Below are 23,867 nucleotides of genomic sequence, written 5' to 3' on the forward strand. Positions count from 1 at the left end.
CTCAGTTGCGTTCGGCGGGAGTGGCGATGGTTCGGCTGACTCGGGTGCAGCAGCAGGCGCGCACGCGTGCCGCGGTGCTGGCGGCGGCGAGGGAGGAGTTCGCCGAGCACGGTTTCCAGCCGGCGAAGGTCGACCGGATCGCCGAACGGGCGGAGCTGACCCGCGGGGCGGTGTACTCGAACTTCCCGAGCAAACGCGCGCTGTACCTGGCGGTGCTGATCGACCTGATCGAGAAGGTCTCGGCGGGCGAACCCCGGGCGACGGTGTCGCCGACGTCGAGGGTCGACGCGCTGGGGGTGTTCGCGAGGGTCTGGCTCGAACGGCTGCCGCTGGTGGGCGACTCGGCGCCGGGCGGCCGGCTGCAGTTGCGGTCGCTGGACGGCGTCTTCGACGACGAGCGCGGTCCGGCCGTGCTGGCGCAGCTCGCCCGGCTGGAGACGTTGCTGCTGGCCGTCGCCCTCGAACGGGGCGCGCCGGCCCGGCGGGTGCGGCTGGCGGAGCTGGTGCTGACGATGCTGGACGGCGCCGGCCACCGGGCGGAGACGTCGCCGGGGTTCGGTGACCCGTTCGACGTCGCGCACGCGTGCAGGCACCTGGCCGAGATCGATCTGGAGGACGCCTGGGCACCGCCGCACCTGCCGTACGTGGCCCCGGCGCGGACGTGCGCGGACGCCTGGACCGCGCCCGAGGGGCTCGTGGATCAGATCAGCGGTGAGCAGGTGGATCTCGCGAACGGACTGGTGGTGGTGCTGGGCGCGAGTCGTCTCGGCGCGGCCGAGGAGGCCGTGCGGTCCGCGAAGCCCGGCGAACAGGTCACGCTGGCCGTCGTCACCGGCGATCGGGAGGAGACCGGGCGCCTCGTCCGGCTCCGGGTGGCGGACGCCGTCGGCTGTCTGAGGCGGGTGTTCGCGCCCGAGACCTGGCAACACGTCCGGCTGGTGCTCGACGACGACGCGCTGGTGGCGTCGGCGATCGGCCTCACCGATGCCGGCGACGACACCGAGTCCGCGGTCAGCGTGCGGGACGGCGTGATCGTCGCGCGTGCCCACGGCCGCGGTGCCGGGTACGCGGCTGGTGCGCGCAGGCGGGAGGCGACGTCGTGAGCAGGGATCTGTCGGTGCTGCACGCGTTGCGCTGCGTCGGTACCTCCGGACTCACCCGCGTGGCCTCGTTCACGGGGCTCGAGGAGTCCGATGTGGAGTCCGAGCTGATCGATCTGGAGGTCGCCGGTCTCGTCACGCACCACAGGGGTTTCGGCGGGTGGGCGCTGACGGAGTCCGGCCGCTCCGCCGACGCGGAGCGGATCAAGGCCGACCTGGAGTCGGCCGGCACCCGTCCCGCGCTGGCCGAGGCGTTCGACGCGTTCCTCGTGCTCAACCCCGAACTGCTCGACCTGTGCACGGCATGGCAGATCCGGTCCGCCGACGGCGTCACGGCCGTCAACGACCACAGCGACACCGCTTACGACGCCCGCGTCCTCGCCCTGTTCGGCGACTTCCACGCCCGTGCCGTCGTGGTGATCGCCGCTCTCGCCGCCGCCGCGCCGCGCTTCGGCCGGTACGACGCGCGCCTGTCCGAAGCCCTGGACCGCGCTCAGGCGGGGGAGCGGGAACGCCTGGCCGACACCATCGACTCCTACCACGCGATCTGGGCGGAACTGCACGAAGACCTGCTCGCCACCCTGGGGATCGCACGATGGGCTGGGTGAGGCACCTCTCCGGCGCGCTCGGCGAACCGCCGGAGGTCGTGGGCGGCAAGGCGCACGGCCTCGTGCTGCTGCACCGCCTCGGCCTGCCGGTGCCCGCCGGTGTCGTCGTCACCACCGAGGCCTGCCGGGTCTTCCTCCGCACGGGCCGGCTTCCCGACGGTCTCGCTGACGAACTGGCTTCCGCCGTCGAAACGCTGGGACCGTCGATGGTCTCGGTGCGCTCCGGAGCCGCCGTGTCGATGCCCGGCATGATGGACACGATCCTCAACCTTCGCCCCACGCCGGACTCGCTGCACAAGGCGCTGCAGTCGGTGTTCTCGTCGTGGAACACACCCCGCGCCCGCACTTACCGCACCCTGCAAGGCATCCCGCACGACCTGGGCACGGCCGTGATCGTGCAACGGATGGTGTTCGGCGACCGCGACCGTCACAGCGGCTCCGGTGTGGCGTTCAGCCGCGACCCCGGCACCGGCGAGAACGCGCCGTTCGGCGAAGTCCTCTTCGGACACCAGGGCGACGACGTCGTCTCGGGCCGGTCGCTGACCCTGCCCCTGCACACACTCGCGGACCGGGAGCCCGCGATCTGGCGCGATCTGCTCGACGCCCTGCACCGCATCGAACAGCACTACCGCGACGCGTGCTACGTCGAGTTCACCTTCGAGTCGGGTGCGCTGTGGCTGCTGCAGGTGCGGCCGGGCAGGTTCACCGGCGCCGCCGCCGTCCGCCTGGCCACCGACCTGGCCGACGCCCGCGCGATCACCCGAGACGAAGCACTCCTGCGGGTGGCACCGCACGACCTCCGGCACGTCCGTGTACCCCGGATCGCTCCGGATGCCGACGTCATCGCGCGCGGACTGGGCGTCTGCCCCGGAGTCGCGGCGGGCAGGGTCGCGGTCACGGCCGACGAGGCGGTGCGCATGGCCGCCGAAGGCCCGGTCGTCCTGGTGCGCCCGGAGACGTCACCGGAGGACATCCGCGGCCTGGCGGCGGCCACCGGCATCGTCACCGCCCGGGGCGGCCCGGCGAGCCACGCGGCCGTCGTCGCCCGCTCGATGGGAAAACCCGCCGTCGTCGGCGTTGCCAACCTCGTCGTGGGCAGCGACTCCATAGCGCTGGGCGGACACACCGCCGGAGTGGGCGCGATGCTCACCATCGACGGGACCGGCGGCGAGGTCGTGTCCGGCACGCCGCGCATCGTCGCGGGAGGGGCGGACGAGCACCTGGGACGGTTGCTGGGGTGGGCGGACGAGGTGTCGGGGGACCGCTCGGAGCGGGACGAGGCTGAGCGACTCGAGGCCGCGCACGCTGTGCTCAGGCGGCGCTAGAAAGTCGTGCGCGGCCTCGAAGAGCTGGGCTCCCCGAACTGCAGGAGGCCGAACCTGCGGGTGTGCGCAGCCGAAGCCGGCCCGGCCGAACGGCTACCCGTCAGACGAGGACGAGAGGCTTCTCCAGAACCTCGATGTCCGCGACAACATCGATGGACTGGGCATCAGTGACGATCTGCTGCGCAGAGTTCTGGAGGTTCGTGCTGTGACTGGTGGAGCCGTCCGTGTTGCCGTTGTCGACCCCCGAGTTCTGGCTCGCGATGTCGATCACACCGAGCTGATTTCCGATCAGGTTCCGCGGAGTGGCGGTGGAAGCGTTGGCAGTCGACGCGACGGACGCAATGCCTCCGGCGATGACGGACGCGACGACGAGCTTCCCGAGCATTCGCATGGGTAGGGCCTCCAGGCCGTTGATCACGATGAAGCCCGACAGCTCGGGCCCTACGGCTCATCGGCAAGGAGTGCGCACGACCTGACACGTCGTTGCGCCGCACCTTCGCACCGTCACACGATTGAGTGCTGTGTTCGGTCGGGTGGCGAGAGTGAGGTGCAGCCGGATCGGCCGACCACTTGAGCATCCTGGTCGAACAGCTGGAAGAGCCTGCGGACGGAAGTCGTACCTGCAAGATCGACTTTCTGGTGCGCGACCTGGTTCGGCCCAGCCTGCATCCCGGATCGCGGTTGCTCGTGTTGGAAGGAGCCCGGATCGTCGGGGACATGGACGTCTGGGTCGTCCACGACGACAGCTGATTCACCGTTCGCCGTCTCGTCCGCAGGTGCCCGGCCGTGTCGTCACGCCTTGACGGCCTCCCGCACGAGGGTGCGCAGCCATCGGTGGGCGGGGTCGGCGTCGAACCTGGCGTGCCAGAGCGAGGACACCGTCACCTCGGGCAGCGGGAAGGGCAGCGCGAAGGAGTGCATGTCCTGGCACAGGGGAGCGGCGTGGAGTTCCGCGACGGTGGCCACCAGGTCCGATGCCCTCGCCAGCGCCAGGGCGGCGCCGAAGCCGTCCACGACGGTGACGATGTCGCGCCGCAGACCGGTCGGGCGCAGCGCCTCGTCCACCAGGCCCTCCTCCACGCCGCGCCGGGCGACGTGGACGTGCCGCGCGGAGGCGTAGCGGGCCACGGTGATCTCGCCGGTGGTCAGCGGGTGTCCGGCGCGCACCACCCCGATGAACCGGTCGGTCAGCAGCGGCTCGCTGAGCACGTCCGGCGTCAGCGGCCGGTCGATCACACCGGTTTCCAGGTCGACGCTTCCGGCGCGCAACGAGCCGGTGTCCTTCGTGGCCCTCCGCAGGAACCGCAGCCGCACGCCGGGCGCCTCCGAGCCGACCGCCGCCACCAACCCGGGTCCGAACCGCTCGACGAACCCGTCGCCCACGCGCAGGGTGAACGTCCGGTCGAGCGTGGCCGGGTCCAGTTCCGCGACCGGCCGCAGCACTTCCTCCGCTTCCCGCACCAGGCCGTGCACGCGGTCGCGCAACTCGATCGCGCGCGGGGTGGGCACGAGCCCGCGACCGGACCGCACCAGCAGCGGGTCGCCCGTGGCGCGGCGCAGGCGCGCGAGTGCGCGGCTCATCGCCGAAGGGCTCAGAGCGAGCCTTTCGCCGGCTCGGGTGACGCTGCCCTCCTCCAGCAGCACGTCGAGAGTCACCAGGAGGTTGAGGTCGCGGGCCATGCGCACAGAGTCGCACGTGACCTGGCGTCGCGTGCACAAACACCTTTCCATCTTTGCGCCTTCCGCCAGGTCAGGCACGGACCTAGCGTCGATCGCACCTCCCCGACTCCACGAAGGTGCCAAGCCCTTGAGATCACTCCACAAGACGACACAACCGGCTCTCACGTGGTCGCTGACCGCGTTGTCGCTGTCGATGCTGTTGCCGTCGCTGAGCACCAGCATCGCCACCGTCGGCCTGCCGGACATCGCCACGGCGGTCGACGCGCCGTTCGGCGCCGTCCAGTGGGTCGTGATCGCCTACCTGCTGGCCACCACGACGCTGATCGTCGGCGCCGGACGGCTGGGTGACACCCTGGGCCGCCGCCGCGTCCTGCTCGGTGGCATCGCCGTGTTCACCGTCGCCACGCTGCTGTGCGGTCTGGCCCCGGACCTGCCGTTCCTGATCGCCGCCAGGGCGGTGCAGGGAGCAGGTGCCGCGTGCATGATGGCCCTGACCATGGCGATGGCGGCCGACGCCGTGCCTGATGGGCGCACTGGCGCGGCCATGGGCCTGCTGGGAACCACGTCCGCGGTCGGCACGGCGCTGGGGCCGGCCCTGGGTGGCGTTCTCGTCGGGGTCTTCGGGTGGCGTGCGATCTTCCTCGTCATCGTGCCGCTCGGTGTTCTCGCGTTCGCTCTCGTCCATCAGGTCCTGCCCAGGTCCCGGCGGTCGCCCGCCAAGTCCCGCTTCGACGCTGTGGGCACGGCGTTGCTGGCGATCGCCTTGGGCGCCTACGCGGTGGCCGTGACCGTCGGAAGCGCTTCTCTCACGGTCGGACTGCTCGTCACGGCACTGGCCGGTCTCGTGGCGTTCGTGCTCGTCGAGCGCCGGGTCGCGGTCCCGCTGGTCGACATCGCGATGGTCCGCGACCCGGTCCTGGCCGCGGGCCTGACCTCCAGCGCGCTCGTGACGACCATCGTCATGACGACCCTCGTGGTGGGTCCCTTCCACCTGGCCGCGACGCTCGGCCTGGCACCGGCTCTGGTCGGCCTGGTGATGTCGGCCGGCCCCGCGGTGTCGGCTCTCAGCGGTGTCCCGGCCGGGCGTGCCGCGGACCGCTTCGGCAGCGGCGCGGTGGTCGTCGTAGGACTCGGCGGCGTCCTCTGCGGCACGGCGGCGTTGTCCGTGATGCCCACGGGGGCCGGCGTCCTGGGCTACCTCCTCCCGCTGGTCGCCATCACCTCCGGCTACGCGTTGTTCCAAGCCGCCAACAACACGGCGGTGATGGGACATGTGCCCGCGCACGAGCGGGGCGTGGTGTCCGGCCTGCTGAACCTCTCGCGGAACCTGGGCCTCATCACCGGGGCCTCGGTCATGGGAGCGGTGTTCGCCTTCGCCGCCGGCACGACCGACGTCACCGCGGCGACACCGGTCGAGTCGGCCCGCGCGACGCACTGGACCTTCGGCGTCGCCGCGACGCTCGCCGTCCTGGGACTCGGAGTGACGCTGGGCGCGCGACGTCACACGCGCTAGGTGTTCCTCGAAGCGGTCGCGTACTTCGTGCCGGCCCGGCGTAGCGAGGTGCCGGCGTCAGCTCCCGTTGCCCAGGACGAGCGGGACGGCGGACACGCACGCACCGATGACGAGGGTGGTGAGGGCGAGCAGGACTCGCGGGCGGGCGGCGAGCTGTCCGCGCCGGGCGAGCAGGACCAGCGTCACCGACACCCCGGCGGTGCACGCGGCGGGCAGGGTCGCCAGGCCCCAGCCGTGTCGCGCCGCCGCGCCTACGAGCAGGAGCGAGCACGCGGCGGCGGACAGCGCGGTGCGGTGCCAGGCGAGGTTCGTGCGTTCCGGTTGCAGGCCGGCGTCACGGTTCATCCGGCGATCACCAGTACCGCGGCGAGCAGGGCGAGCGACAACACGCCCGCTGCCAGCACCGCGACCATGGGACTGGGCGGCAGCGCGGCTCCCGCTCGCATGGCCTGCTGAGCGCGCCGCCACCGCGGGAAGCTGGTGGCCGCGACGATCGCCGCCAGGACGATGCACGCGAGCGCGAGCGCGGTGGTGGCTCCGGCCCAGTCGAACGGTGGTACGAACTGACGCACCGCGACGCCGGCCGCGAGCAACCCCAGTGCCGTGCGGATCCAGGCCAGGAACGTGCGCTCGTTGGCGAGGGTGAACCGGTAGTCGGGCTCCTGGCCCGGTTGTTCGGCCGTCATCGCCTCTCCTGGCTGTCGCGCGCGGCAGTGGTCGACGTGGTGGCCGGCGCCACCGTGGACTTGATCGTGATGGTAGGGGTGGGCTCGGCGGAGCGCGTGGAGGTGATCAGGACGGGTTCGTCCTGCGCCGACACCCCGCAGCCGGTCGTGAGGCAGACGATCAGCAACGCCAACGGTGTCCGGCTCGTCATGCGGTGGCCTCCGGGATCTCGACGACAAAACGCGCGCCCCCGCCGGGCCGGTCCTGCACCCATGCGCGACCGTCGTGCCGGCGCACGTGTTCTGCGACGAGAGCAAGCCCCAGCCCACTGCCGGAATCCGCACCCCTGCTACCGGCCTGGGCGCCGCGCGCGAACCGTTCGAAGATCCGTTCACGCAACTCGGCCGGGACACCGGGACCGCTGTCGTCGATCTCGAGCCGGACCTTGCGGTCGTTGCGGAGGACGGCAACGCGCACCGCGCCACCGGCATGACGCTCGGCGTTGTCGAGCAGGTTGTTGACCACGCGGTCCAGACGACGGCGGTCGGCGATCACGAGCGGTGCGGTGGAGTCCACCTCGACCTCCGGGACGACCGCGTCGGACCGCGTGGCGAGTACGTTGCGCACGAGCCCGCCGAGGTCGACCGGCTCCAGCGCGCGGTCGTCCTCCTGCTGATCGAGCCGGGAGATCTCCAGCAGGTCGACGACCATGCGCGCGAACCTGTCCACTTCGGACGTGAGCAGATCGGTCGCTCGTCCCGCCGTGCCAGGGATCTCCTCACGCCGGCGGCGCAGGACCTCGGCCGCGTTCAACATGGTGGTGAGCGGCGAGCGGAGTTCATGGCTGACATCACCGGCGAACCTGGCGTCGCGCAAGGCCCGTCGTTCGAGCTCGTCGGCGGTCTTGTTGAACGTCCGCGCCAGCGGCGCGAGGTCGGGGTCCGCGCGTTCGGGCATGCGCGACCGGAGATCTCCTCCCGCGACGCGGTGGGCCACGGCGGTGAGCTCGGTCAGCGGGCGCAGCGCCCGTCTGCCCGCCCACCCTCCCAACGCGACGCCGAGCACTCCGCTGATCACGGTTCCGGCGATGAGCACGGCGCTCAGGAACCGGAACGTGCGGTCGAGCTGCAGAGTGGGTGACAACTCCACGTAGTGCACGTCGCCGGTGGTGATCGGCAACGTGACGGCGATGACCGGGACGCCGTCGACCACGAGCCGCTGCCTCGCGGCGATGCCGCTGTGAGCCAGTTCGAGCAGCCGCGGCGGAAGGACCGAGGGGTCGACCTGGCGTCCGCTGGAGCGCAGTTCGTGCGGCCGGTACAGCAGGATGGTCGAGTCCGGGCCCGTGGTCAGACCGGTGAGCAGCTTGTCCAGTCCCTCGCCGCCGCGCCGCAACTCCTCGTCGATGACGTTCGCGTTGACCTCGGCCTGCTGCACCGCACTCTGCTCCCGCTGCCGCAGCAGATACCCGGAGGACAGGTTCCACGTCGCCATCGCCAGCACGCTGGACAGCAGGAACGAGCCGAGGCCGAACGCGGCGGCGAGCCGCCAGCGCAGGGAGAGCCGCGGACGTCTGCGGCCGGTCACGGAGTCCGATCCACCCGGTAGCCCGTACCGCGGACCGTGAGCACCAGCTCGGGAGCATCGGGATCGCGTTCGACCTTGCAGCGCAGCCGGCGGATGTGGACGTCGAGCAGCCTGGTGTCGCCGTAGTAGTCGTACCCCCAAACACGGCGAAGCAGCTGCTCCCTGGTCACGATCCGCCCCTCTGCCGTCGCGAGCTCGGCCAGCAGCCGGAACTCCGTCTTGGTGAGGCGCAGGTCGGCGCCGGCGCGGCGCGCCACGCCCTCGTCGGGCCTGATCTCGACGTCGCCCATGCGGTACACGGCGTTCTGCAGGTCAGTGCGCCGACGCCGGAGCAAAGCCCGGATCCGGGCCGACAGCTCGCTCGCGACGAGCGGTTTGGTGACGTAGTCGTCGGCGCCGGCCTCCAGCCCCGCGATCACGTCAGCGGTTCCCGTGCGGGCCGTCACGATGATGATCCGGAGGTCGGCGCGGGACCGCAGCGCCTTGCAGACGGCCAGGCCGTCGACACCGGGCAGTGTCAGGTCCAGCAGCACGACGTCGAACACGTCGTTGTCGAGCCGGTACAGCGCTTCCTCGCCGGACGCCGCCTCGACGACGTCGAACCCCTCGTCGCCCAGCGCCAGCCCGAGCGCCTGCCGGATGCGCTCGTCGTCCTCGACGAGCAGCACGCGATAGTTCATGTCCTCTGTGTCCTCACTCCCTTGCCGGAGCAGCTTTCCACCGGTCACCTCGCGCGGCGGCTTCGGGGGACGTCGCACGGTCGGACCCAGACCGGACGGCGAGAGCGGAATGCGGGCGAAGACCTCGAACAAAGTATCGCCACCGACCTTGCGGAATGCTTACAGATCGCCGGCCCGTCATCATCGGAAGGAATCGATGCCATTCCCGTCTCGCGTGTTTTGCAAGGAGTCCGCAAGGTCGGAGACGCGCCTGTTCGGGCAAGCTGGGCGGTGCGGGCACGAGCTGGTGCAGCGGATGCCCGCACCAGAACCTCACCTTCAGGGAGAACGCTGGCCGAACCCTCAGCCGGCATTCACCCTGCCGGTCTCAGCTCCGACGCGTCCCGGACGCCACGTCGTGGAGCGCGTCGAGGGCGCCTGAGCAGCAGGATCTCCTACTTTCAGCGCGGGATCCGTCGCAGCGCCGCCTGGTACCTGTCCGACCGGATCAGAACCGCTGATCGCCGGTCGGGGATGTTGACTCCGCGCAGACGGAGGGCGCTGCCTTCGAAGGCGTCTCCGCTCCCGCCACCGCCGGCTCGGCCGGCGCTTCGCTCATCATCACTTCGAGCCCGCCTTTCTTGCGAGAACGGCACTGTGTTAGATCTTTCCGCAATGACCAGACGGACAAGTGGGAGAAAGTCCGCAGATCCGAACTTGTTTGGATCAATCGTTTCGGGGAGAGCGTGCTCTCCACCTGGCTCGGCGAGGGGAGAGCACGTGAGTGATTCCACGGACGTGCTCGTCGAACGCGAATTGCCCGACGGCGACCTGTCGGTGGCCGAGGACCGCCGCAGGCTCCGTGACGCGCTCGCCGACGTCGACGAAGCCCGCGTCGGGGATGCCCTGCTGATCATGACTGAGCTGGTCGAGAACGCGTACCGCCATGCCGACGGTCCGCGCCGCCTCTGCGTGCGGCTGGTGCGGGAGCGAAGCGTGATCAGGATCGAGGTCGAGGACGGAAGTCCCGCGCGCCTGCCGGTGCTCGGGCGGCACAGCCACACGGAGTGCGACGGTGCCGGCCTGGTGATCGTCAACCGCCTGTCGACCCATTGGGGTTGCAGGCGGCGCACTGTCGCCAAGACGGTGTGGGCAGAGGTCCGGAGCCTGAAGGCCGACTGAGCGCGGGCGTCCCGCGGCTGCGGCGGGGACAGCACTTCGTCAGCGATTCGCTCGACTGACCGGTACCGGCAACACGACGAGGACGCCGGCGCCGAAACCACGGCGTGGCGTCCTCATCGTCCGCAGACGACGGCCGGGACGTGCCCCGGTCATCGGAGGTCGATCACCTGCTCCGGCCGGTGAGCAGTCCGAGGGCGAGCATGCCCACGCCCAAACCGAGGTGCAACCAGTTGTCGGCCGTGTTGACCGGGACGAAGTTCGCGGCACTGTCGTGGTCGATCACCAGGCCGTACAACCAGAGCACGAGGTAGATGACACCGCCGCCCACGAGGTAGGCGGCGGCCCCGCGAGCGGTCCTGGCCATCAGCAGGCCCGCGACGCCGAACGCGGCGTGGACGAGGTTGTGCAGCACGGAGACCGCGAAGACGCCGAGCAGCAGAGCACCGGCGTGGTGACCGGCGAAGGAGAGCTGGTCGTAGTTCGTGGTGATGCCGGGGACGAAGCCGAGGATGCCGACGAGCAGGAACACGACACCGACCACCGCTGCGAGCAGCTGGACCGGCCGGCGGAATGCCACGTCGTGGCTGGAGCGGGAAGAGCGTGATGGAGTCAAGAGACTCACCTCCGGAACCCGTGACGTGAAGCGACAAGGGTGATTCGGTGCTCGGGCCGCCGTGGATTGGAGGTGGTGACCGCCTTCGGCTGGCGAACGCGCCGATGCCGCCCCGGCGCGCGGTCGGGGCGGCATTTGCGAACGTGTGGTCAGAGGCTCAGGTCGAAGCCGTTGGGCAACCCTCCATTGTGGTCAGCCCTGCCGCGGTGGAACGCCTTCCGCACCACACTTCTGCTCGGCGACCGCCCAGCGGCGAAGGAACACCTCGCGGCGCTGGACGACGCAGCGGACGCGGCGGACGCGGCCATGCACACCACCGACCGCAAGGCGATGACCCAGCTGCTCGACATCGCCCGGCAGTTCCACGGCACGAACGGCGGCCGGGGCAACGGCGGCCCCGAAGTCCTGAGCGAGCGCGAACAGGAGGTCGCCGCGTTGGTGCGCGACGGGCTCACCTACCGCGAAGTCGGCGACGCGCTGTTCATCTCGGCCAAGACAGTCGAGCACCACGTCACCCGCATCCGCAACGAACTCGGTGCCAAGAACCGGCGTGAACTCGAACGCGCGCTCGCAGACGTCGACCTCACGGCCACCACGTGATCAGCCCGGAATGTCCTGCGGGTCGCGGCGCCGGGGGTAGGTGTTCCGCTCGCTGATCGTGCCGTCCATGTTGCGGATGATGTGCTCGACTCCGCGGTCGACGGCCATCTCGCGGCCCTTCGTGATCGCCTCGTCCTTGGTGTCGTGGGTGCTGGAGGCCTGCGAGTTGCCCTCGACCTTGGTCTTCCAGGTCCCGTTCTCGTGGTAGGTCTCGACGTCACCCTTCATCACGGTCTCCTCACTGTTGTGTTCGACCTGACTCGGATGCCCACGAATCGGATCTTCGACACAACGCAGTTCACTCGATGATCGTGTCAGTTCTGCGCGAGCAGCCGGAGGACGGGGCCTCCCCGGTCCGGCAGCACCTGGTGGTGAGGACGACTGTCGCAGCGACGAGCTGCCAGGTGGTGATCGCGTAGACGGAGCCGCGTTCCCACGTTCCGTTGTCGAACAACAAGGTTGTCCCGGAGGCGGTGGCGAAGCCGAGTGCGAGCAGTGAGGTGAGGCCGGCGCCGCCCAACGCGAAGCCGGCGATCCGGGCTACGGCGTGGCGGCGGACCAGGAGAGCCGCGGCGACGATCGCGAGGTTACCGCCGAGGATGGCCATGACCGCTCCGACGGGATGCAGGGCCGCGGCAAGGTCATCGGTGTGACCGCTGTGGAAGATGGCGACCAGGCCGTTGCCGACCGCGTGCACGACTGCCAGCACCAGGAAAACCGAACGCCCCCGGCCGCCCGGTGCAGCCCGCGCCAGGAACACCGCTCCGAGTAAGAAGAAGAGGCCCTGGTGCAGGAAACCCAGGTTCATGACCTCCGCCAGGGGAGAGTCGATCTGCCGCTCGCCGAGCGGCCCCTCTCGCACGGCGCCGAGATCGCTGATGTAGTCGCGGGTGTAGCTGTAGTCCGGGAACGCGGACGCCGCGACGGCCTCCGAGATCAGGTACCAGGTACTTCCCAACGCCCACAGCACCGCCGCGGTGACCGACGGTTCCCGTCGCAGATCGCCCGGTCGCGCCATTCTCGCTCCTCAACCGCACCGGTCACCGGTCGGTGTCCTCGAGGGAATTCTGCCCCGCCAAGTGACTCGCTCAGGCCGCGGACCGGACATCACGGATCTTGACGAGATACGACCTTCGCGGGATCACTCGATCCGGCGACCTCACGCCCGCCTCAGGCGCGCCGACTCGTCCGATGTGGACAAGACCGGCAGGCTGTCGCAGCGTCGCGAGTGGAACACCTGGAAGGAACGACGAGCGGATGATTCGAATCGTACCCACCAAGGACAAGCACGTGCGGGTGACCTGGACGCTGCCGCGGCACGAGCCGCCAGGACCGGTGAGCGTGGTCGGCGACTTCAACGGCTGGACGCCGGGAGCGACCGAATTCCGTGCCCGTTCCAACGGCCACCGCACCGCGGCGGTCGTCGTTCCGCGTGGCACGACGCTGCGCTTCCGCTACCTCGGTTCGAACGGCCACTGGTTCGACGACTCGGACGCGGCGGCCCAGGACGACCACGGCTGCGTGATCACCGTCTGACGGGGTCACGAGTCAGCCGGCGAGTGAAGGTTCAGCCGTACGCACCCTTCACCCTGGTGGACTTCGAATCCGGTGTCCGCGTTGCGCCGCCCCACCCGCACCAAGGCAGGCGCAACGATCCGCCCCGCTGCGGCGATTCACCCGTGAGGGGGTATTCGGACATGCGGAGGTACCACCATGCATGCGACCAGACGGCTCACCGCGGCTGCGGCGGTCGTCCCTCTCATCGTCTTGAGCACAGCAACCGGGGCGTCGGCGGCGCCGTTCTCACTCGGCAGTGATGTCCTGGTCAGCGGCGCCTCGGCGCTGACGGCCTGTCCCTTCGGGGCGTCGGCTGACTTCGCGAGCGCCTACGACAACGCCGAGGTCGAGCCGCAGGTCGCGGTCAACCCCGTCGACCCGGCCGAGATGATCGGCGTGGCCCAGCAGGACCGCTGGCCTGACGGCGGCGCACGCGGCCTGACCTCGTGGATCACCCACGACGGCGGCACCTCGTGGAGCAAGCTGCCGGACGTGCCGTGGAGCGGCTGCCAGGGCGGCCCGGCCCGATTCGGTCGTGTCACCGACCCATGGGTCTCCTACGACAAGGTGGGCAACGCCTACTTCATCGGTCAGCCGATCGACTCGGGCGCCCTCGGCCTGTCCGCGATCTCGGTGACCAGCTTCGACCGGAACACCGGCACGTGGCGGCCGCCGCGGATCCTCCAGGAGGACACCGGTGAACGGGGTGTCACCAACGACAAGGTCTCCGTCACGGGGGACCCGACCCGCCCCGGTCACGCCTACGCGACCTGGAACCGCGTGAGCTATCCCAACGAGGGCAGGCAGAGCGGTGCCGCCGACCTCCACTCGTTCGCCTATCGCGGCAAGCCGATGATCTCCCGCACGACCGATGGCGGGCTGACGTGGTCCACGCCGGTGCCGATGCGCGACTCGAACTCCTACTTCCAGGGCAACCAGATCGCGGTCGGCCCGGACGGCACGCTGTACAACGTCACCGCGAACCTGTTCACCGGCGCGGGGTTGAACGACAACGGCGTCTACATCGGCGTCATGAGCTCCCGCGACGCCGGACTGCACTGGTCGGCGCCCGTGAAGATCTCGCCGATCCGAACCACCCAGCTGTTCGTGCCCGACGACGGCTTCCCGATCCGCGCCGGGGACTACCTGCCGGACATCGCGGTCGACATGACCACCGGCGCCATCTACGTGGTCTGGGCCGACGGCCTCGGCACCGCGCTGAACAAGGTGGTGCTGACCAAGTCCACCGACGGCGGCAGGCACTGGAGCGCCCCGGCGGTGGTCGCCACCGGTGGACCCGGTGTGCAGTCGTACAACCAGGCGATCGACGTGTCGGACACCGGCATGGTCACCCTCACCTACTGGGACGACCGGAACAACGTCCTCGGTGACGGCGTCGCCACCACCGACATGTGGGTCCGCCACTCGCAGAACGGCACCCGGACCTGGGAGCCTGAACAGCACCTGTACGGGCCGTTCGACCACTACCGGGCACCGGTCTCGTACTTCGCGCCCGGAGACCCGCGCGGCCTGTTCCTCGGCGACTACATGGGCCTCGAAACGATCTCGGGCAACCACACCATCGCGTTCTTCACCTCGACCATCGGCGACGGAGCCGACGTACACGCCGTGCGGCTGAACCACAGCTGACCAATGCGACGGGTGCGAGCGGCCTGCCCGCACCCGTCACACGGGCCGAACGCGTTCGGCGCAGGGCGAGCTCGACGTGAAGCTCCTCGGCCGGTGAGCTGCTCAGGGCCGGGTGCCCGGACCGAAGCCCGTCCAGCGCAGCTCCTCCGGGAGGTGGCTCATGTCGTTGTACAGCAGCAAGGCCGGCGGCGTGCCGTCGCGGAACTGGATGACCGTCAGCGCGGTGTTGCCGCAGCTCATCGCCAGCCACCGGTCCGGCGGTGCGCCCAGGGCGTGGCGCACCAGCCAGGCGACCTGGTAGGCGTGCGTGACCAGGACCTCGTGGGACTCGGTCTCTGCCGGGCGCGCGAATCGGGTGGTCAACGCTTCCGCGAGGCTTGCGCCGGCGGCTGCTTCCGCCGCGTCGTAGCCGTCGAAGAAGCCTGCCCACGCGGGCGGCGGATCGGCCGGTACGTGCGGTACGTGGTCGACCAGCTCCGGCGCCTCGGTGACGGGGACGCCTGGCAGGTGTTCGCCCAGGATCTGCGCTGTGCTCGCCGCCCTGGCCAGGGGCGAGTGCAGGACGGCGTCGATCGGCGACCGGGCCAGGCGCTCGCCCAGCAGGTGCGCCTGTCGTACGCCGGTGCCGATGAGTTCGCCGAAGGGGTCCGCCGCGCCGTGGCGCACCACGTAGAGGTGCCGAATCGCCATCGTGAACTCTCCCAGGTCGTCAACATCCGGATGTTATCAACATCCGGAGCGGCGTACGACTGATTGTGTCATCGGATGCGCTGCTGCGGACGGGTGAACTGCGGGCCACTCGTCATGCAGCGGGGGCAGGGTCGTTTGAACATGGCTGAGTTGCGGTTGTAGCAATACAGAAATCCATGTGCGGGGGCGCAGTCGGGGCCGATCGCGAAGGAGACCGGGAGTCGATGCATCGACTCGATGAAGTGCAGGCCAGGGAGCTGACCCTGGCCGCGGTGGGCGCCGTCAACAGGCGTGATCACCTCTGGTCCGTCGACGCCGTGCGGTGCCTGGTGTCGGACGAGCGGACGCGGGTGGTCGCGATCGACACGTGCGCGGCGATCCTGCTGCGCGGCGTTCCGCGCGGCTCGCTCGAGCCGTCCGTCCGCATTCCGATCTCCGTGCCGGCCACGCGAGGTGACGCGACCTGCGCTCGGGCGGCCGAGGTGGCCTCGGAGGTGTTGAGCGGTCTGGCGTGCGGTGACGACCGGCGTGTCGCCGGGGTGCTGGGGACGTTGACGGAGGACCAGCAGTTCGACGCGGTGCTGGTGCTGGTGCGCGCCGCGGCGGCGTGGGTCGACGTCTACGTGGGCATCGACGGCGACACCGTGGACGCCTACTACGCGATCTCCAAGGCGGAACCGACCTGACGATCTGCCGAGACGACTCGCCGTTGTGCAGACTTGTCGCGCCGCCCATACGGTCGTCGTGGGAGGTCGGTGATGCGAAGCCAGTACGAATACCTGATGGTGCTGGGTGCGTGCGTGCTCATCACGCTGCCCCTGGAGTGGATGGGACGCGGTGTCTACCGCCGTGGCCCGCGTCTGGTGCGCGCCATCGCGCCCGTGCTGCTCGTCCTCGTCGTCTGGGACGTCGTCGCGATCGTGCGAGGGCATTGGAGCTTCCACCCCGAGGCGACGACCGGGGTGCTGATCGGAGGCGTGCTGCCGATCGAGGAGATTCTGTTCTTCGTGGCGATCCCGCTCTGCGCGGTGCTGACCTACGAGGCCGTCCGCGGACATTCGGAACGCTGGTCGCGGGATGGTTGAGGAGTACTCGTTCGCCGCGATGGCGGCGGTTGTCGTCGTGCTGCTGCTGGAGTTCTTCTTGCTGCGCACGGGTTTGTTCAAGCGTCCGGCGTACTGGATCACGATGGTCATCGTGCTCGCGTTCCAGGTGCCGGTGGACGGATGGCTGACGAAGCTCGACGCGCCCGTCGTGCTGTACGCGGACTGGGCGATCACCGGGGTGCGAGTGCCGTGGGACATCCCGGTGGAGGACTTCCTCTACGGGTTCGCCATGGTCACCGCCGTGTTGTTGTTGTGGGAACGGGGAAGGCCGGCACGTGAACAAGCTTGAGGTACCGGGGAAGTTCGACCGGGCGGCCCGTGGGTACGACTTCCTCGTCGGGCTCAACCCCGGCTATCACCAGGCGCTGCGCCGTTCCGCGCTGGCTCTCGGCCTGCGCCCCGGCATGCGGGTGCTCGACCTGGGCTGCGGCACGGGCGCCTCCACAGCCGCGCTGGTCGCGGCCGCGCCCGGCGTGGAGATCGTCGCCGTGGACGCCTCGGAGGGCATGATCGCGCGGGCGCGGGAGAAGCGCTGGCCCTCCACGGTGAGGTTCGTGCACAGCCGCGCCGAAGACGTGGACGAGGGCCGGTTCGACGCGGTGTTCGCCGCGTACCTGGTGCGCAACCTGCCCGAGCCGGACCCGGCGCTCACCCGGATCAGGAAGCTGCTGAAACCCGGCGGAACGCTGGTGCTGCACGAGTACTCGGTGCGCGACTCCCCGGTGAGCACGGCGGTGTGGACGTTGCTGTGCGGGTTCATCGTGCCGGCGGGCTGGCTGGTCACCGGCGACCGCTCGCTCTACACCTACCTGTGGCGCAGCGTGATGGACTTTGACGGGGCGACGGCGCTGCGGGACCGGTTGCGGCGCAACGGCTTCGTCGGCGTGCGCAGCGCGCCGCTACCGGGCCTGCAACTCGGTGTGGTGCACACCTTCCGCGGCCACGTGCCGGAACAGGAGCAGCGGTGAGGGATCGCAAGGCCGTGCGGATCCCGGCGCCGGCCGGGCGTGCGCAGTTCGACGGGACCGCACCCGTCGTCGCCGTGGTGGGCGGGGGCATCGCCGGGCTCTCCGCCGCGACGCTGCTCGCCGAACGCGGGGCGCAGGTCGTGCTGTGCGAACGCGAGGACTACCTGGGCGGACGTGTCGGCGGGTGGAGCACCAGGCTCGCGGACGGCAGCGACGCCACCATGACGCGCGGCTTCCACGCGTTCTTCCGGCAGTACTACAACCTCCGGTCCCTGCTCGAACGCGTCGACCCGGCCGGACGTGCCCTGGTCGCCGTGCCGGACTACCCGTTGCAACACGCCTCCGGCCACCGGGACGGCTTCGCGAACCTCCCGAAGGCCGTGCCGTGGAACGCGCTCGCGTTCCTGCGCGGCAGCCCCACGTTCCGGTGGCGCGACCTGCCCGGCATCAACGCGCGGGCCGCGCTGTCGTTGCTCGACGTGTCGGTGCCGCGGGTGTACGAGGAGCTCGACGGCATCGACGCCGCGACCTACCTGGAGCGCATCCGGTTCCCCGAGGCCGCGCACGCCCTCGCCTTCGAGGTGTTCTCCCGCAGCTTCTTCGCCCACCCGACCCGCATGTCGGCCGCGGAGCTCGCGGTGATGTTCCACATCTACTTCCTCGGTTCCAGCGAAGGGTTGCTGTTCGACGTGGCCGCGGACCCGTTCCCGCACGGACTGTGGGAACCGCTCCGCCGCCACCTCGGCCTGCTGGGCGCGACGGTGTGCACCGGCACCGAGGTCAGGTCCGTGCTGCCGGGCGAGCACAAGCGGTTCTCCGTCACCATCGGCGACGGTGCGATCGAGGCGGACGCCGTGGTGCTCGCCGCGGACGTCCCCGGCCTGCGGGCCCTCGTCGGCGACTCGCCCGCACTCGGCGACGCCGCGTGGCGCGAGAAGGTCGGCGCGCTGCGCACCGCGCCGCGGTTCCTCGTGTCGAGGTACTGGCTGGACACGCCGGTGGACGCGGACCGGCCCGGTTTCCTCGGCACCGGCGGCCACGACCTGCTCGACAACATCAGCGTGCTCAACCACTACGAGCACGAGGCACGGGCCTGGGCCGCACGCACGGGCGGCTCCGTGGTGGAACTGCACGGCTACGCGCTGCCGTCCGATGTGGACGAACAGGACGCGCGCGCCCGGCTCTGGGAACAGCTCGCCGAGGTCTACCCTGAGACCAAGCAGGCGGGGGTGGTCGACGAACGCCACGAGCTGCGCGAGGACTGCCCGCTCTTCCCGGCCGGCGGGTACGCCGGACGGCCGGGCGTCACCACACCGGACGACTTCCTCGTGGTGGCGGGCGATCTCGTGCGCATCGATCTGCCGGTCGCGCTCATGGAACGCGCGGCCACCACCGGTTTCGCGGCCGCCAACCACCTGCTGAGCCGCTGGGGCGTCGCGGGCACCGACCTGTGGACGGTGCCGGCCGAGGGCCGCGTTCCGCTGCTGCGCGCGGCCGCCCGACGCTGGAGGACGCTGTGATCGTGGTGGTGGGAGCCGGTCTGGCGGGCCTGAGCGCCGCGCTGGAACTGGCGGAGGCGGGCGTCGAGGTCACCGTGCTCGAAGCGGGCGACGAGGTCGGCGGCCGGGTGCGGACCGACGTCGAGGACGGCGTGCGGTTCGACCGCGGTTTCCAGATCATGCTGCCCGCCTACCCCGACCTGGCGCGGCTGAACCTGGACCCGTTCCCGTTGCGGCACTTCAGACCGGGTGTGTTCGTGCACGACGACGGCAGGCACGACCTGCTCGCCGATCCCCGCAGCGGGCCGGCGGCCTGGGACGGGTTCCTGCGCCAGCACGTTCTGAGCGCGCGGGACGTGGCGGCGATCGCCCGGTTCTCGGGCCCGGACGCCTTCGGGCCGGTGCGGCCGCTGCTCACCGCGCCGGACCGCACGACGCGCGAGGCGCTGCGACGGCTCGGAGTGACCGACCGCGCGGTCGAGGCGGTGTTCCGGCCGTTCCTGTCCGGTGTGTTCCTGGAACCGGAGCTGAGCACGTCGTCGAGGTTCTTCCACCTGGTGTGGCGCAGCTTCGCCCGTGGCGGTGCCGCGGTACCGGCGCTCGGCATGGGGGAGTTGCCGAAGACGATGGCGGAACGGCTGCCCAAAGACGTCGTCCAGCTGGAAACCGCCGTGCGAGCCGTGCACGACACCGGTGTGGAGCTGGAGGAGGGCGGCCGGATCGCCGCCGACGCCGTGGTGGTGGCGACGGACGGCACGACCGCGGCCCGCCTGCTGCCGGGGCTGGCCGAACCGCGCTGGAACGGCGTTACCACGTGGTACTTCCGCTCGCCGCGGTCCCCGCTGCGCGACGGGTGCCTGGTCGTCGACGCGGGCGGCGGCCCGGTCGTGAACACGGCGGTGATGTCGGAGGTGTCACGCCCGTACTCGCCGCACGCCCCGCTGGTGCAGGCCTCGGTGCTCGGCGACGCCGATGAGCAGGCCGTGCGCGCGCACCTGAATCGCTTGTACGGCACGGACACCAGCCGGTGGGAGGTGCTGCGGCGCTACGACATCCCGCAGGCGATCCCGGCGATGACCGCGCCACACCGGTTGAAGCAGTCCGTTCGCGCGGGCGGCCGCCGGTACGTGTGCGGTGATCACCGCGACACCAGCTCGATCCAGGGAGCACTCCACTCGGGACGCAGGGCCGCGCACGCCGTGCTGGCCGACCTGCGCGGTGACCGGTGACGACGCTGCTGCTGTTCGGCGATCAGCTCGGACCGCAGTTCCACTCCGGCCACGACGAGATCGTGCTGATCGAGTCGGCGGCCGCCCTGCGCCGCAAGCCGTACCACCGGCAGAAGCTGCACCTCGTGCTGTCCGGCATGCGTCATCTCGCCGCCGAGTTCCCCGATCGGATCACCCTCGTGCGGGCGAACACGTACGGGGAGGTGATCCGCGACCTCGGACGGCCGCTGGTCGCCTACCAGCCGGGTTCCGCCGCCGCGCTCGAGATGCTGACCGAGCTCGGGGTGGAGGTGCTGCCCACGCCTGGGTTCGCGTTGTCCCGCGACGAGTTCTCCGCGTGGGCGGGGACGCGCGAGCGGTTCCTGATGGAGGACTTCTACCACTACCAGCGCACCCGCTTCGACGTGCTGATGGAGGGCGAGGTCCCGGTGGGCGGCCGGTGGAACTTCGACGCCGAGAACCGGGAACCACCACCGAAACGCGGGCGGCTCGACGTTCCGGCTCCCTGGTGGCCGGAAGAGGACGACATCGACGCGCAGGTGCGCGCGGACCTCGACGCGATGGATCTGCCCACGGTGGGCAGGGACGGCCCGCGCCGCTTCGCCATCACACGCGAAGAGGCGCTCCGCGCGTTGGAGATCTTCGTCCGCGACCGCCTGCCGCACTTCGGTCCGCACGAGGACGCCGTGCTGGCCAAGGACTGGACGATGGCGCACTCGCTGCTGTCGGTGCCGCTCAACCACGGGCTCCTGCACCCGCTGGAGGTCGTCTACGCGGCGGAGGACGCCTACCGCGCCGGCGACGCGCCGCTGGCGAGCGTGGAGGGCTTCGTCCGGCAGGTGCTCGGCTGGCGTGAGTACGTGTGGCACCTGTACTGGCACCTCGGCCCGGAGTACCGGCGGCGCAACGGTTTCCGCGCCACCGCCGAGCTGCCGTCGTGGTGGGCGGAGCTGCGCCCGGCCGCGGTGCGCGCGGCGTGCCTGCGGACCGCGCTGGAAGGCGTCCGAGACCACGGCTGGGTGCACCACATCCAACGGTTGATGGTGCTCGGAAACCACGCGCTGCAACGCGGCTACGACCCCGCTGCGCTCAACGACTGGTTCGTCACGTCCTTCGTGGACGGCTTCCCGTGGGTGATGCCGGTGAACGTGATCGGCATGAGCCAGCACGCGGACGGCGGCGTGATCGCGACCAAGCCCTACCTCAGCGGCGGCGCGTACCTCAACCGCATGACCGACCACTGCGGGACGTGCTGGTTCGATCCGAAGCGGCGCACGGGAGAACGCGCGTGCCCGTTCACCGCGGGGTACTGGGCGTGGCTCGACAGGCACGAGGACCGCGTGAGCGGCAACCACCGCATGACGCGAGCCGTGCAGGGGCTGCGGCGACTCTCCGACCTGGACGAGGTCCGGGCGGGGGAACGCGACCGGCAGATCTACTGACGGTCCACCACGAGCCCGACCGCCTCGGCCAGGGACTTCGGCCGGCGCACGAACGACGGCAGCGCCACGCCGTCCCACCCGGAACCGGCGACCGCGATCACCGCCCCCGAGCGCGTGCCGAGATCTTCCAGAGGCACGCGCAGCGCCAGGTCCTGCCGGTGCGCCCAGATCAGCACGACCTGGGGACACAAGCGCGCCACCGCGTCGCACAACGCCTCGGCGGGCACCCTCGCGCCGAGGTTGCCCCACCGGTGGTCCTGTTCGGACAGTGCGGCACCGAGCGCTTCCAGAGGAAGCCAATGCTGCTCGTCCGGTGCGCACGACAGCAGCGCGGACAACGGCCCAAGACTGCTCGTGCGCGGGATGCCGCGCAGTGCGTGCAGGATGCATCCACTCGCCAGGTGCTCGATCTCCACGCCCTGGCCGCTCGCGGCGACCAGTTCACCGAGCTCGACCAGCGCCGGTACGAACACCTCGTCCCACGCGGCCACGACACCGTGCGCGCCGAGGAGCTTCGCGGCCAGGTCGGCCATCGCGGGTTCGTCGAGACGTTTCGCGGCGGCCAGGAAGCTCCGTTGTGCCGTCAGGGCCACCGCGGGGTCGATCGGGGTGCGCCGGCCGCTGGGCGCAGCCACCGGCTGCTTGCGCGCCAGCACCGCCGCGGCGGAGGCCGCCACGCCCTGCGCGGTCAGCGCCACCATCCGGCGCAACACCTCGATGTCCGCTTCCTCGTAACGGCGGTGGCCGCCGTCGGTGCGAACGGAGGGCCCCAGGCCGTAGCGCTGGTCCCAGGTCCTGAGCGTGGTGGGGGCGATGCCGAGCATGCCCGCCACAGCGCGTGGCGTGTACGTCACGTCCTACGTGCGCGCTTCGCGAGCATCGCCCTCAACTCACTTTCACCGAGTCCGCCCCAGATGCCGAAGGTCTCGTGGACCTCCAGGGCGTGCGACCGACATTTTTCCATGACCGGGCAGCGCTGACAGATGGCCTTGGCCGCGGCCTCGCGCTGGTCTCGCGCGGACCCTCGTTCGTTCGGGGTGTGGAAGAAGTAGGCGCTGTCCATGCCGCGGCACAGACCGGCCAGCTGCCAGTCCCACGACTCCGCGACCGGCTGAGGCAGACGAGACAGTTCAGGCATGACGAGCACGTCCTCCGGTGAGTCGACCTCGATGGGACACCATCGTAAAATCGACTCAGAAACGACGCAACTCGGGGTGGCTAGTCCGGGAACCGACCCTTCCGGCGTAGTTCGTACCGGCGTTCGGCGTAAGCGAGGTCGTCGCGCCACAGCCGTGCCGCCGCCCACCGCATGATCGGCCGCAACGCTCCCGCCGCGGGCTTGGCCAGCGCGAACCCGGGACGATCCGAGTGCGCGATGGTCGCCTCCACCACCGCTGTGCGGCCGTCGCGGATCGGGGTCGCGTGCGTCTCGACGACGCTGCCCTCGCCCTCGCCCTCGACGATGTGCATCACGACGGTGCGCGGCTCGGGGCAGGAGAACGCGGCGACGACCGGAACGCCGACACGCCCGGCGAGCCGGAACGTCACCTCGACCAGGAAGCGGTCGTCCGACTCGGTCGGGGTCTCCAGCACGTGCAGGTTCGCGAACGAGTAGGGGTGGAACCACGCGCCGTGCCACGGGTCGAGGCGGTTCGCGACCACGTCCTCGGGATCACAACGGCCGATCAGCGTGGCCACCGCGTCGATCGATCCGGCGGGCGGGCGCTCCGGCAGCACCGGGGCGGACAGGGGTTCCTCGCCCCCTGCCTGGTCGAGGCGGACCCACACCAGCACGCCGTCGTCGTGCGCGGGGAACGGCGTCCAGGCACCGAACCGCGTGCCGTCGAGCGCGAGGCCGTGCCAGCGGCAGATCAGCTTGCCCTCGGCCACGGCGCCGTCGCACAGCGGAGCGCCGAGGTGGGGACACGAGCCCGAACCGGCCATGAGCACACCGTGCGGCCCGCGCCAGAGCACGACCTCCTGACCCGCGATGGTGCGGCCGCACGGCTTGCCCTTCACGACGTCGCGGCTCGCACCGGCGACGAACCAGTTGCCGGACGGGCGCGCGGTGGCGCGCTTGAGCGCCGACTCGATCAGCGCGGGCTTGGCGTCCTGCCACGTCGGCCGCTGCTCGCGCCACGGTGGACTGTGGTAGACCCGCAGCGGGATCCGGTCGCGCATGGTCTTCCTCTC

At 70.7% G+C, this 23,867-nt stretch carries 30 protein-coding genes; 16 read left to right on the forward strand and 14 right to left on the reverse strand.

Annotation, left to right across the window (positions count from 1 at the left end):
• Positions 1 to 26: 26 nt before the first annotated feature.
• The 3 genes from AB0M48_RS35640 to AB0M48_RS35650 are packed head-to-tail and all read left to right on the forward strand — an operon-like array spanning position 27 to position 3,033.
• On the forward strand, positions 27 to 1,103 hold the full coding sequence (locus AB0M48_RS35640; protein ID WP_363850366.1) for a TetR/AcrR family transcriptional regulator: 1,077 nt from the start codon (positions 27 to 29) through the stop codon (positions 1,101 to 1,103).
• Positions 1,100 to 1,708, forward strand: a complete 609-nt coding sequence (locus tag AB0M48_RS35645; protein ID WP_363850369.1) for a transcriptional regulator — start codon at positions 1,100 to 1,102, stop codon at positions 1,706 to 1,708. The genes AB0M48_RS35640 and AB0M48_RS35645 overlap by 4 nt, the downstream gene beginning before the upstream one ends.
• Entirely contained in the window at positions 1,696 to 3,033 is a 1,338-nt protein-coding gene (locus AB0M48_RS35650; RefSeq protein ID WP_363850372.1) for a PEP/pyruvate-binding domain-containing protein, read from the forward strand. Before AB0M48_RS35645 ends, AB0M48_RS35650 begins: the two co-directional genes overlap by 13 nt.
• A 100-nt stretch (positions 3,034 to 3,133) precedes the next feature.
• Here AB0M48_RS35650 and AB0M48_RS35655 read toward each other — a convergent pair whose 3' ends face one another.
• Entirely contained in the window at positions 3,134 to 3,424 is a 291-nt protein-coding gene (locus AB0M48_RS35655; RefSeq protein WP_363850375.1) for a hypothetical protein, read from the reverse strand.
• 179 nt (positions 3,425 to 3,603) lie between these two features.
• On the opposite strand from AB0M48_RS35655, the gene AB0M48_RS35660 reads away from it, so the two are divergent.
• On the forward strand, positions 3,604 to 3,783 hold the full coding sequence (locus AB0M48_RS35660; protein ID WP_363850378.1) for a hypothetical protein: 180 nt from the start codon (positions 3,604 to 3,606) through the stop codon (positions 3,781 to 3,783).
• 42 nt (positions 3,784 to 3,825) lie between these two features.
• On the opposite strand, the gene AB0M48_RS35665 is transcribed toward AB0M48_RS35660, so the two are convergent.
• Positions 3,826 to 4,713 carry a LysR family transcriptional regulator gene (locus AB0M48_RS35665; protein WP_363850381.1) on the reverse strand — a complete coding sequence of 296 codons (888 nt, stop codon included), beginning with the start codon at positions 4,711 to 4,713 and terminating at the stop codon, positions 3,826 to 3,828.
• A 127-nt stretch (positions 4,714 to 4,840) separates the two neighbouring features.
• On the opposite strand from AB0M48_RS35665, the gene AB0M48_RS35670 reads away from it, so the two are divergent.
• Positions 4,841 to 6,226: an MFS transporter gene (locus tag AB0M48_RS35670; RefSeq protein WP_363850384.1), complete on the forward strand. Its 1,386-nt coding sequence runs from the start codon at positions 4,841 to 4,843 to the stop codon at positions 6,224 to 6,226.
• Positions 6,227 to 6,283: 57 nt separating this feature from the next.
• Here AB0M48_RS35670 and AB0M48_RS35675 read toward each other — a convergent pair whose 3' ends face one another.
• The 5 genes from AB0M48_RS35675 to AB0M48_RS35695 are packed head-to-tail and all read right to left on the reverse strand — an operon-like array spanning position 6,284 to position 9,159.
• Positions 6,284 to 6,571, reverse strand: coding sequence for a DUF202 domain-containing protein (locus AB0M48_RS35675; protein ID WP_363850386.1), 288 nt, complete (start codon positions 6,569 to 6,571; stop codon positions 6,284 to 6,286).
• Positions 6,568 to 6,912, reverse strand: a complete 345-nt coding sequence (locus AB0M48_RS35680) for a DUF202 domain-containing protein (protein ID WP_363850388.1) — start codon at positions 6,910 to 6,912, stop codon at positions 6,568 to 6,570. Before AB0M48_RS35680 ends, AB0M48_RS35675 begins: the two co-directional genes overlap by 4 nt.
• Positions 6,909 to 7,103 carry a hypothetical protein gene (locus AB0M48_RS35685; RefSeq protein ID WP_363850390.1) on the reverse strand — a complete coding sequence of 65 codons (195 nt, stop codon included), beginning with the start codon at positions 7,101 to 7,103 and terminating at the stop codon, positions 6,909 to 6,911. The genes AB0M48_RS35680 and AB0M48_RS35685 overlap by 4 nt, the downstream gene beginning before the upstream one ends.
• On the reverse strand, positions 7,100 to 8,479 hold the full coding sequence (locus AB0M48_RS35690; protein ID WP_363850393.1) for a HAMP domain-containing sensor histidine kinase: 1,380 nt from the start codon (positions 8,477 to 8,479) through the stop codon (positions 7,100 to 7,102). The genes AB0M48_RS35685 and AB0M48_RS35690 overlap by 4 nt, the downstream gene beginning before the upstream one ends.
• On the reverse strand, positions 8,476 to 9,159 hold the full coding sequence (locus AB0M48_RS35695; RefSeq protein WP_363850395.1) for a response regulator transcription factor: 684 nt from the start codon (positions 9,157 to 9,159) through the stop codon (positions 8,476 to 8,478). Before AB0M48_RS35695 ends, AB0M48_RS35690 begins: the two co-directional genes overlap by 4 nt.
• Before the next feature lie 759 nt (positions 9,160 to 9,918).
• Here AB0M48_RS35695 and AB0M48_RS35700 point away from each other — a divergent pair.
• Positions 9,919 to 10,320 (forward strand): ATP-binding protein, encoded by a 402-nt coding sequence (locus AB0M48_RS35700; RefSeq protein WP_363850398.1) that lies wholly within the window; start codon positions 9,919 to 9,921, stop codon positions 10,318 to 10,320.
• A gap of 163 nt (positions 10,321 to 10,483) precedes the next feature.
• Here the strand turns inward: AB0M48_RS35700 and AB0M48_RS35705 are convergent, their stop codons facing one another.
• Positions 10,484 to 10,897: a DUF4383 domain-containing protein gene (locus AB0M48_RS35705; protein WP_363850401.1), complete on the reverse strand. Its 414-nt coding sequence runs from the start codon at positions 10,895 to 10,897 to the stop codon at positions 10,484 to 10,486.
• A 207-nt stretch (positions 10,898 to 11,104) separates the two neighbouring features.
• Between AB0M48_RS35705 and AB0M48_RS35710 the strand changes: the two genes are divergently transcribed.
• Positions 11,105 to 11,533: a helix-turn-helix transcriptional regulator gene (locus AB0M48_RS35710; RefSeq protein WP_363850404.1), complete on the forward strand. Its 429-nt coding sequence runs from the start codon at positions 11,105 to 11,107 to the stop codon at positions 11,531 to 11,533.
• Here AB0M48_RS35710 and AB0M48_RS35715 read toward each other — a convergent pair whose 3' ends face one another.
• Positions 11,534 to 11,761, reverse strand: a complete 228-nt coding sequence (locus tag AB0M48_RS35715) for a DUF2188 domain-containing protein (protein ID WP_363850407.1) — start codon at positions 11,759 to 11,761, stop codon at positions 11,534 to 11,536.
• 70 nt (positions 11,762 to 11,831) lie between these two features.
• Positions 11,832 to 12,551: a DUF998 domain-containing protein gene (locus tag AB0M48_RS35720; RefSeq protein ID WP_363850410.1), complete on the reverse strand. Its 720-nt coding sequence runs from the start codon at positions 12,549 to 12,551 to the stop codon at positions 11,832 to 11,834.
• A 239-nt stretch (positions 12,552 to 12,790) separates the two neighbouring features.
• Here AB0M48_RS35720 and AB0M48_RS35725 point away from each other — a divergent pair, with 239 nt between their 5' ends.
• Both AB0M48_RS35725 and AB0M48_RS35730 read left to right on the forward strand, forming a co-directional pair.
• The gene (locus tag AB0M48_RS35725) at positions 12,791 to 13,069 is read left to right on the forward strand and encodes an isoamylase (protein WP_363850413.1); all 279 of its coding nucleotides are present in this window, start codon (positions 12,791 to 12,793) and stop codon (positions 13,067 to 13,069) included.
• Positions 13,070 to 13,300: 231 nt separating this feature from the next.
• Positions 13,301 to 14,740: a sialidase family protein gene (locus AB0M48_RS35730; protein ID WP_363850416.1), complete on the forward strand. Its 1,440-nt coding sequence runs from the start codon at positions 13,301 to 13,303 to the stop codon at positions 14,738 to 14,740.
• A 102-nt stretch (positions 14,741 to 14,842) separates the two neighbouring features.
• Here AB0M48_RS35730 and AB0M48_RS35735 read toward each other — a convergent pair whose 3' ends face one another.
• A complete protein-coding gene (locus AB0M48_RS35735; protein ID WP_363850418.1) occupies positions 14,843 to 15,430 on the reverse strand; it encodes a histidine phosphatase family protein in 588 nt (195 codons plus the stop codon).
• 224 nt (positions 15,431 to 15,654) lie between these two features.
• Between AB0M48_RS35735 and AB0M48_RS35740 the strand changes: the two genes are divergently transcribed.
• The 7 genes from AB0M48_RS35740 to AB0M48_RS35770 all read left to right on the forward strand — a co-directional run bounded on the left by AB0M48_RS35740 (position 15,655) and on the right by AB0M48_RS35770 (position 21,674).
• Positions 15,655 to 16,116 carry a hypothetical protein gene (locus AB0M48_RS35740; RefSeq protein WP_363850421.1) on the forward strand — a complete coding sequence of 154 codons (462 nt, stop codon included), beginning with the start codon at positions 15,655 to 15,657 and terminating at the stop codon, positions 16,114 to 16,116.
• Positions 16,117 to 16,188: 72 nt separating this feature from the next.
• Positions 16,189 to 16,515, forward strand: a complete 327-nt coding sequence (locus tag AB0M48_RS35745) for a lycopene cyclase domain-containing protein (RefSeq protein WP_363850423.1) — start codon at positions 16,189 to 16,191, stop codon at positions 16,513 to 16,515.
• Positions 16,508 to 16,825 carry a lycopene cyclase domain-containing protein gene (locus tag AB0M48_RS35750; RefSeq protein WP_363850426.1) on the forward strand — a complete coding sequence of 106 codons (318 nt, stop codon included), beginning with the start codon at positions 16,508 to 16,510 and terminating at the stop codon, positions 16,823 to 16,825. The genes AB0M48_RS35745 and AB0M48_RS35750 overlap by 8 nt, the downstream gene beginning before the upstream one ends.
• Positions 16,812 to 17,504 (forward strand): class I SAM-dependent methyltransferase, encoded by a 693-nt coding sequence (locus AB0M48_RS35755; protein ID WP_363850428.1) that lies wholly within the window; start codon positions 16,812 to 16,814, stop codon positions 17,502 to 17,504. Before AB0M48_RS35750 ends, AB0M48_RS35755 begins: the two co-directional genes overlap by 14 nt.
• The gene (locus AB0M48_RS35760) at positions 17,501 to 19,024 is read left to right on the forward strand and encodes an FAD-dependent oxidoreductase (RefSeq protein WP_363850431.1); all 1,524 of its coding nucleotides are present in this window, start codon (positions 17,501 to 17,503) and stop codon (positions 19,022 to 19,024) included. The genes AB0M48_RS35755 and AB0M48_RS35760 overlap by 4 nt, the downstream gene beginning before the upstream one ends.
• Complete coding sequence (locus AB0M48_RS35765; RefSeq protein WP_363850434.1) at positions 19,021 to 20,232, forward strand: NAD(P)/FAD-dependent oxidoreductase; 1,212 nt, start codon at positions 19,021 to 19,023, stop codon at positions 20,230 to 20,232. Before AB0M48_RS35760 ends, AB0M48_RS35765 begins: the two co-directional genes overlap by 4 nt.
• On the forward strand, positions 20,229 to 21,674 hold the full coding sequence (locus AB0M48_RS35770) for a cryptochrome/photolyase family protein (RefSeq protein WP_363850437.1): 1,446 nt from the start codon (positions 20,229 to 20,231) through the stop codon (positions 21,672 to 21,674). Before AB0M48_RS35765 ends, AB0M48_RS35770 begins: the two co-directional genes overlap by 4 nt.
• On the opposite strand, the gene AB0M48_RS35775 is transcribed toward AB0M48_RS35770, so the two are convergent.
• The 3 genes from AB0M48_RS35775 to AB0M48_RS35785 form a co-directional block, all read right to left on the reverse strand.
• Entirely contained in the window at positions 21,668 to 22,528 is an 861-nt protein-coding gene (locus AB0M48_RS35775) for a MerR family transcriptional regulator (RefSeq protein ID WP_363850439.1), read from the reverse strand. The two genes, AB0M48_RS35770 and AB0M48_RS35775, sit on opposite strands and share 7 nt — an antisense overlap.
• Entirely contained in the window at positions 22,525 to 22,812 is a 288-nt protein-coding gene (locus AB0M48_RS35780; protein WP_090063512.1) for a WhiB family transcriptional regulator, read from the reverse strand. The genes AB0M48_RS35775 and AB0M48_RS35780 overlap by 4 nt, the downstream gene beginning before the upstream one ends.
• 80 nt (positions 22,813 to 22,892) lie before the next feature.
• On the reverse strand, positions 22,893 to 23,855 hold the full coding sequence (locus tag AB0M48_RS35785) for a DUF5914 domain-containing protein (RefSeq protein ID WP_363850442.1): 963 nt from the start codon (positions 23,853 to 23,855) through the stop codon (positions 22,893 to 22,895).
• Between the last annotated feature and the right edge of the window lie 12 nt (positions 23,856 to 23,867).

The sequence above is a fragment of the Lentzea sp. NPDC051208 genome (genome assembly GCF_040682435.1).
Taxonomy (GTDB): Bacteria; Actinomycetota; Actinomycetes; order Mycobacteriales; family Pseudonocardiaceae; genus Lentzea; species Lentzea kristufekii.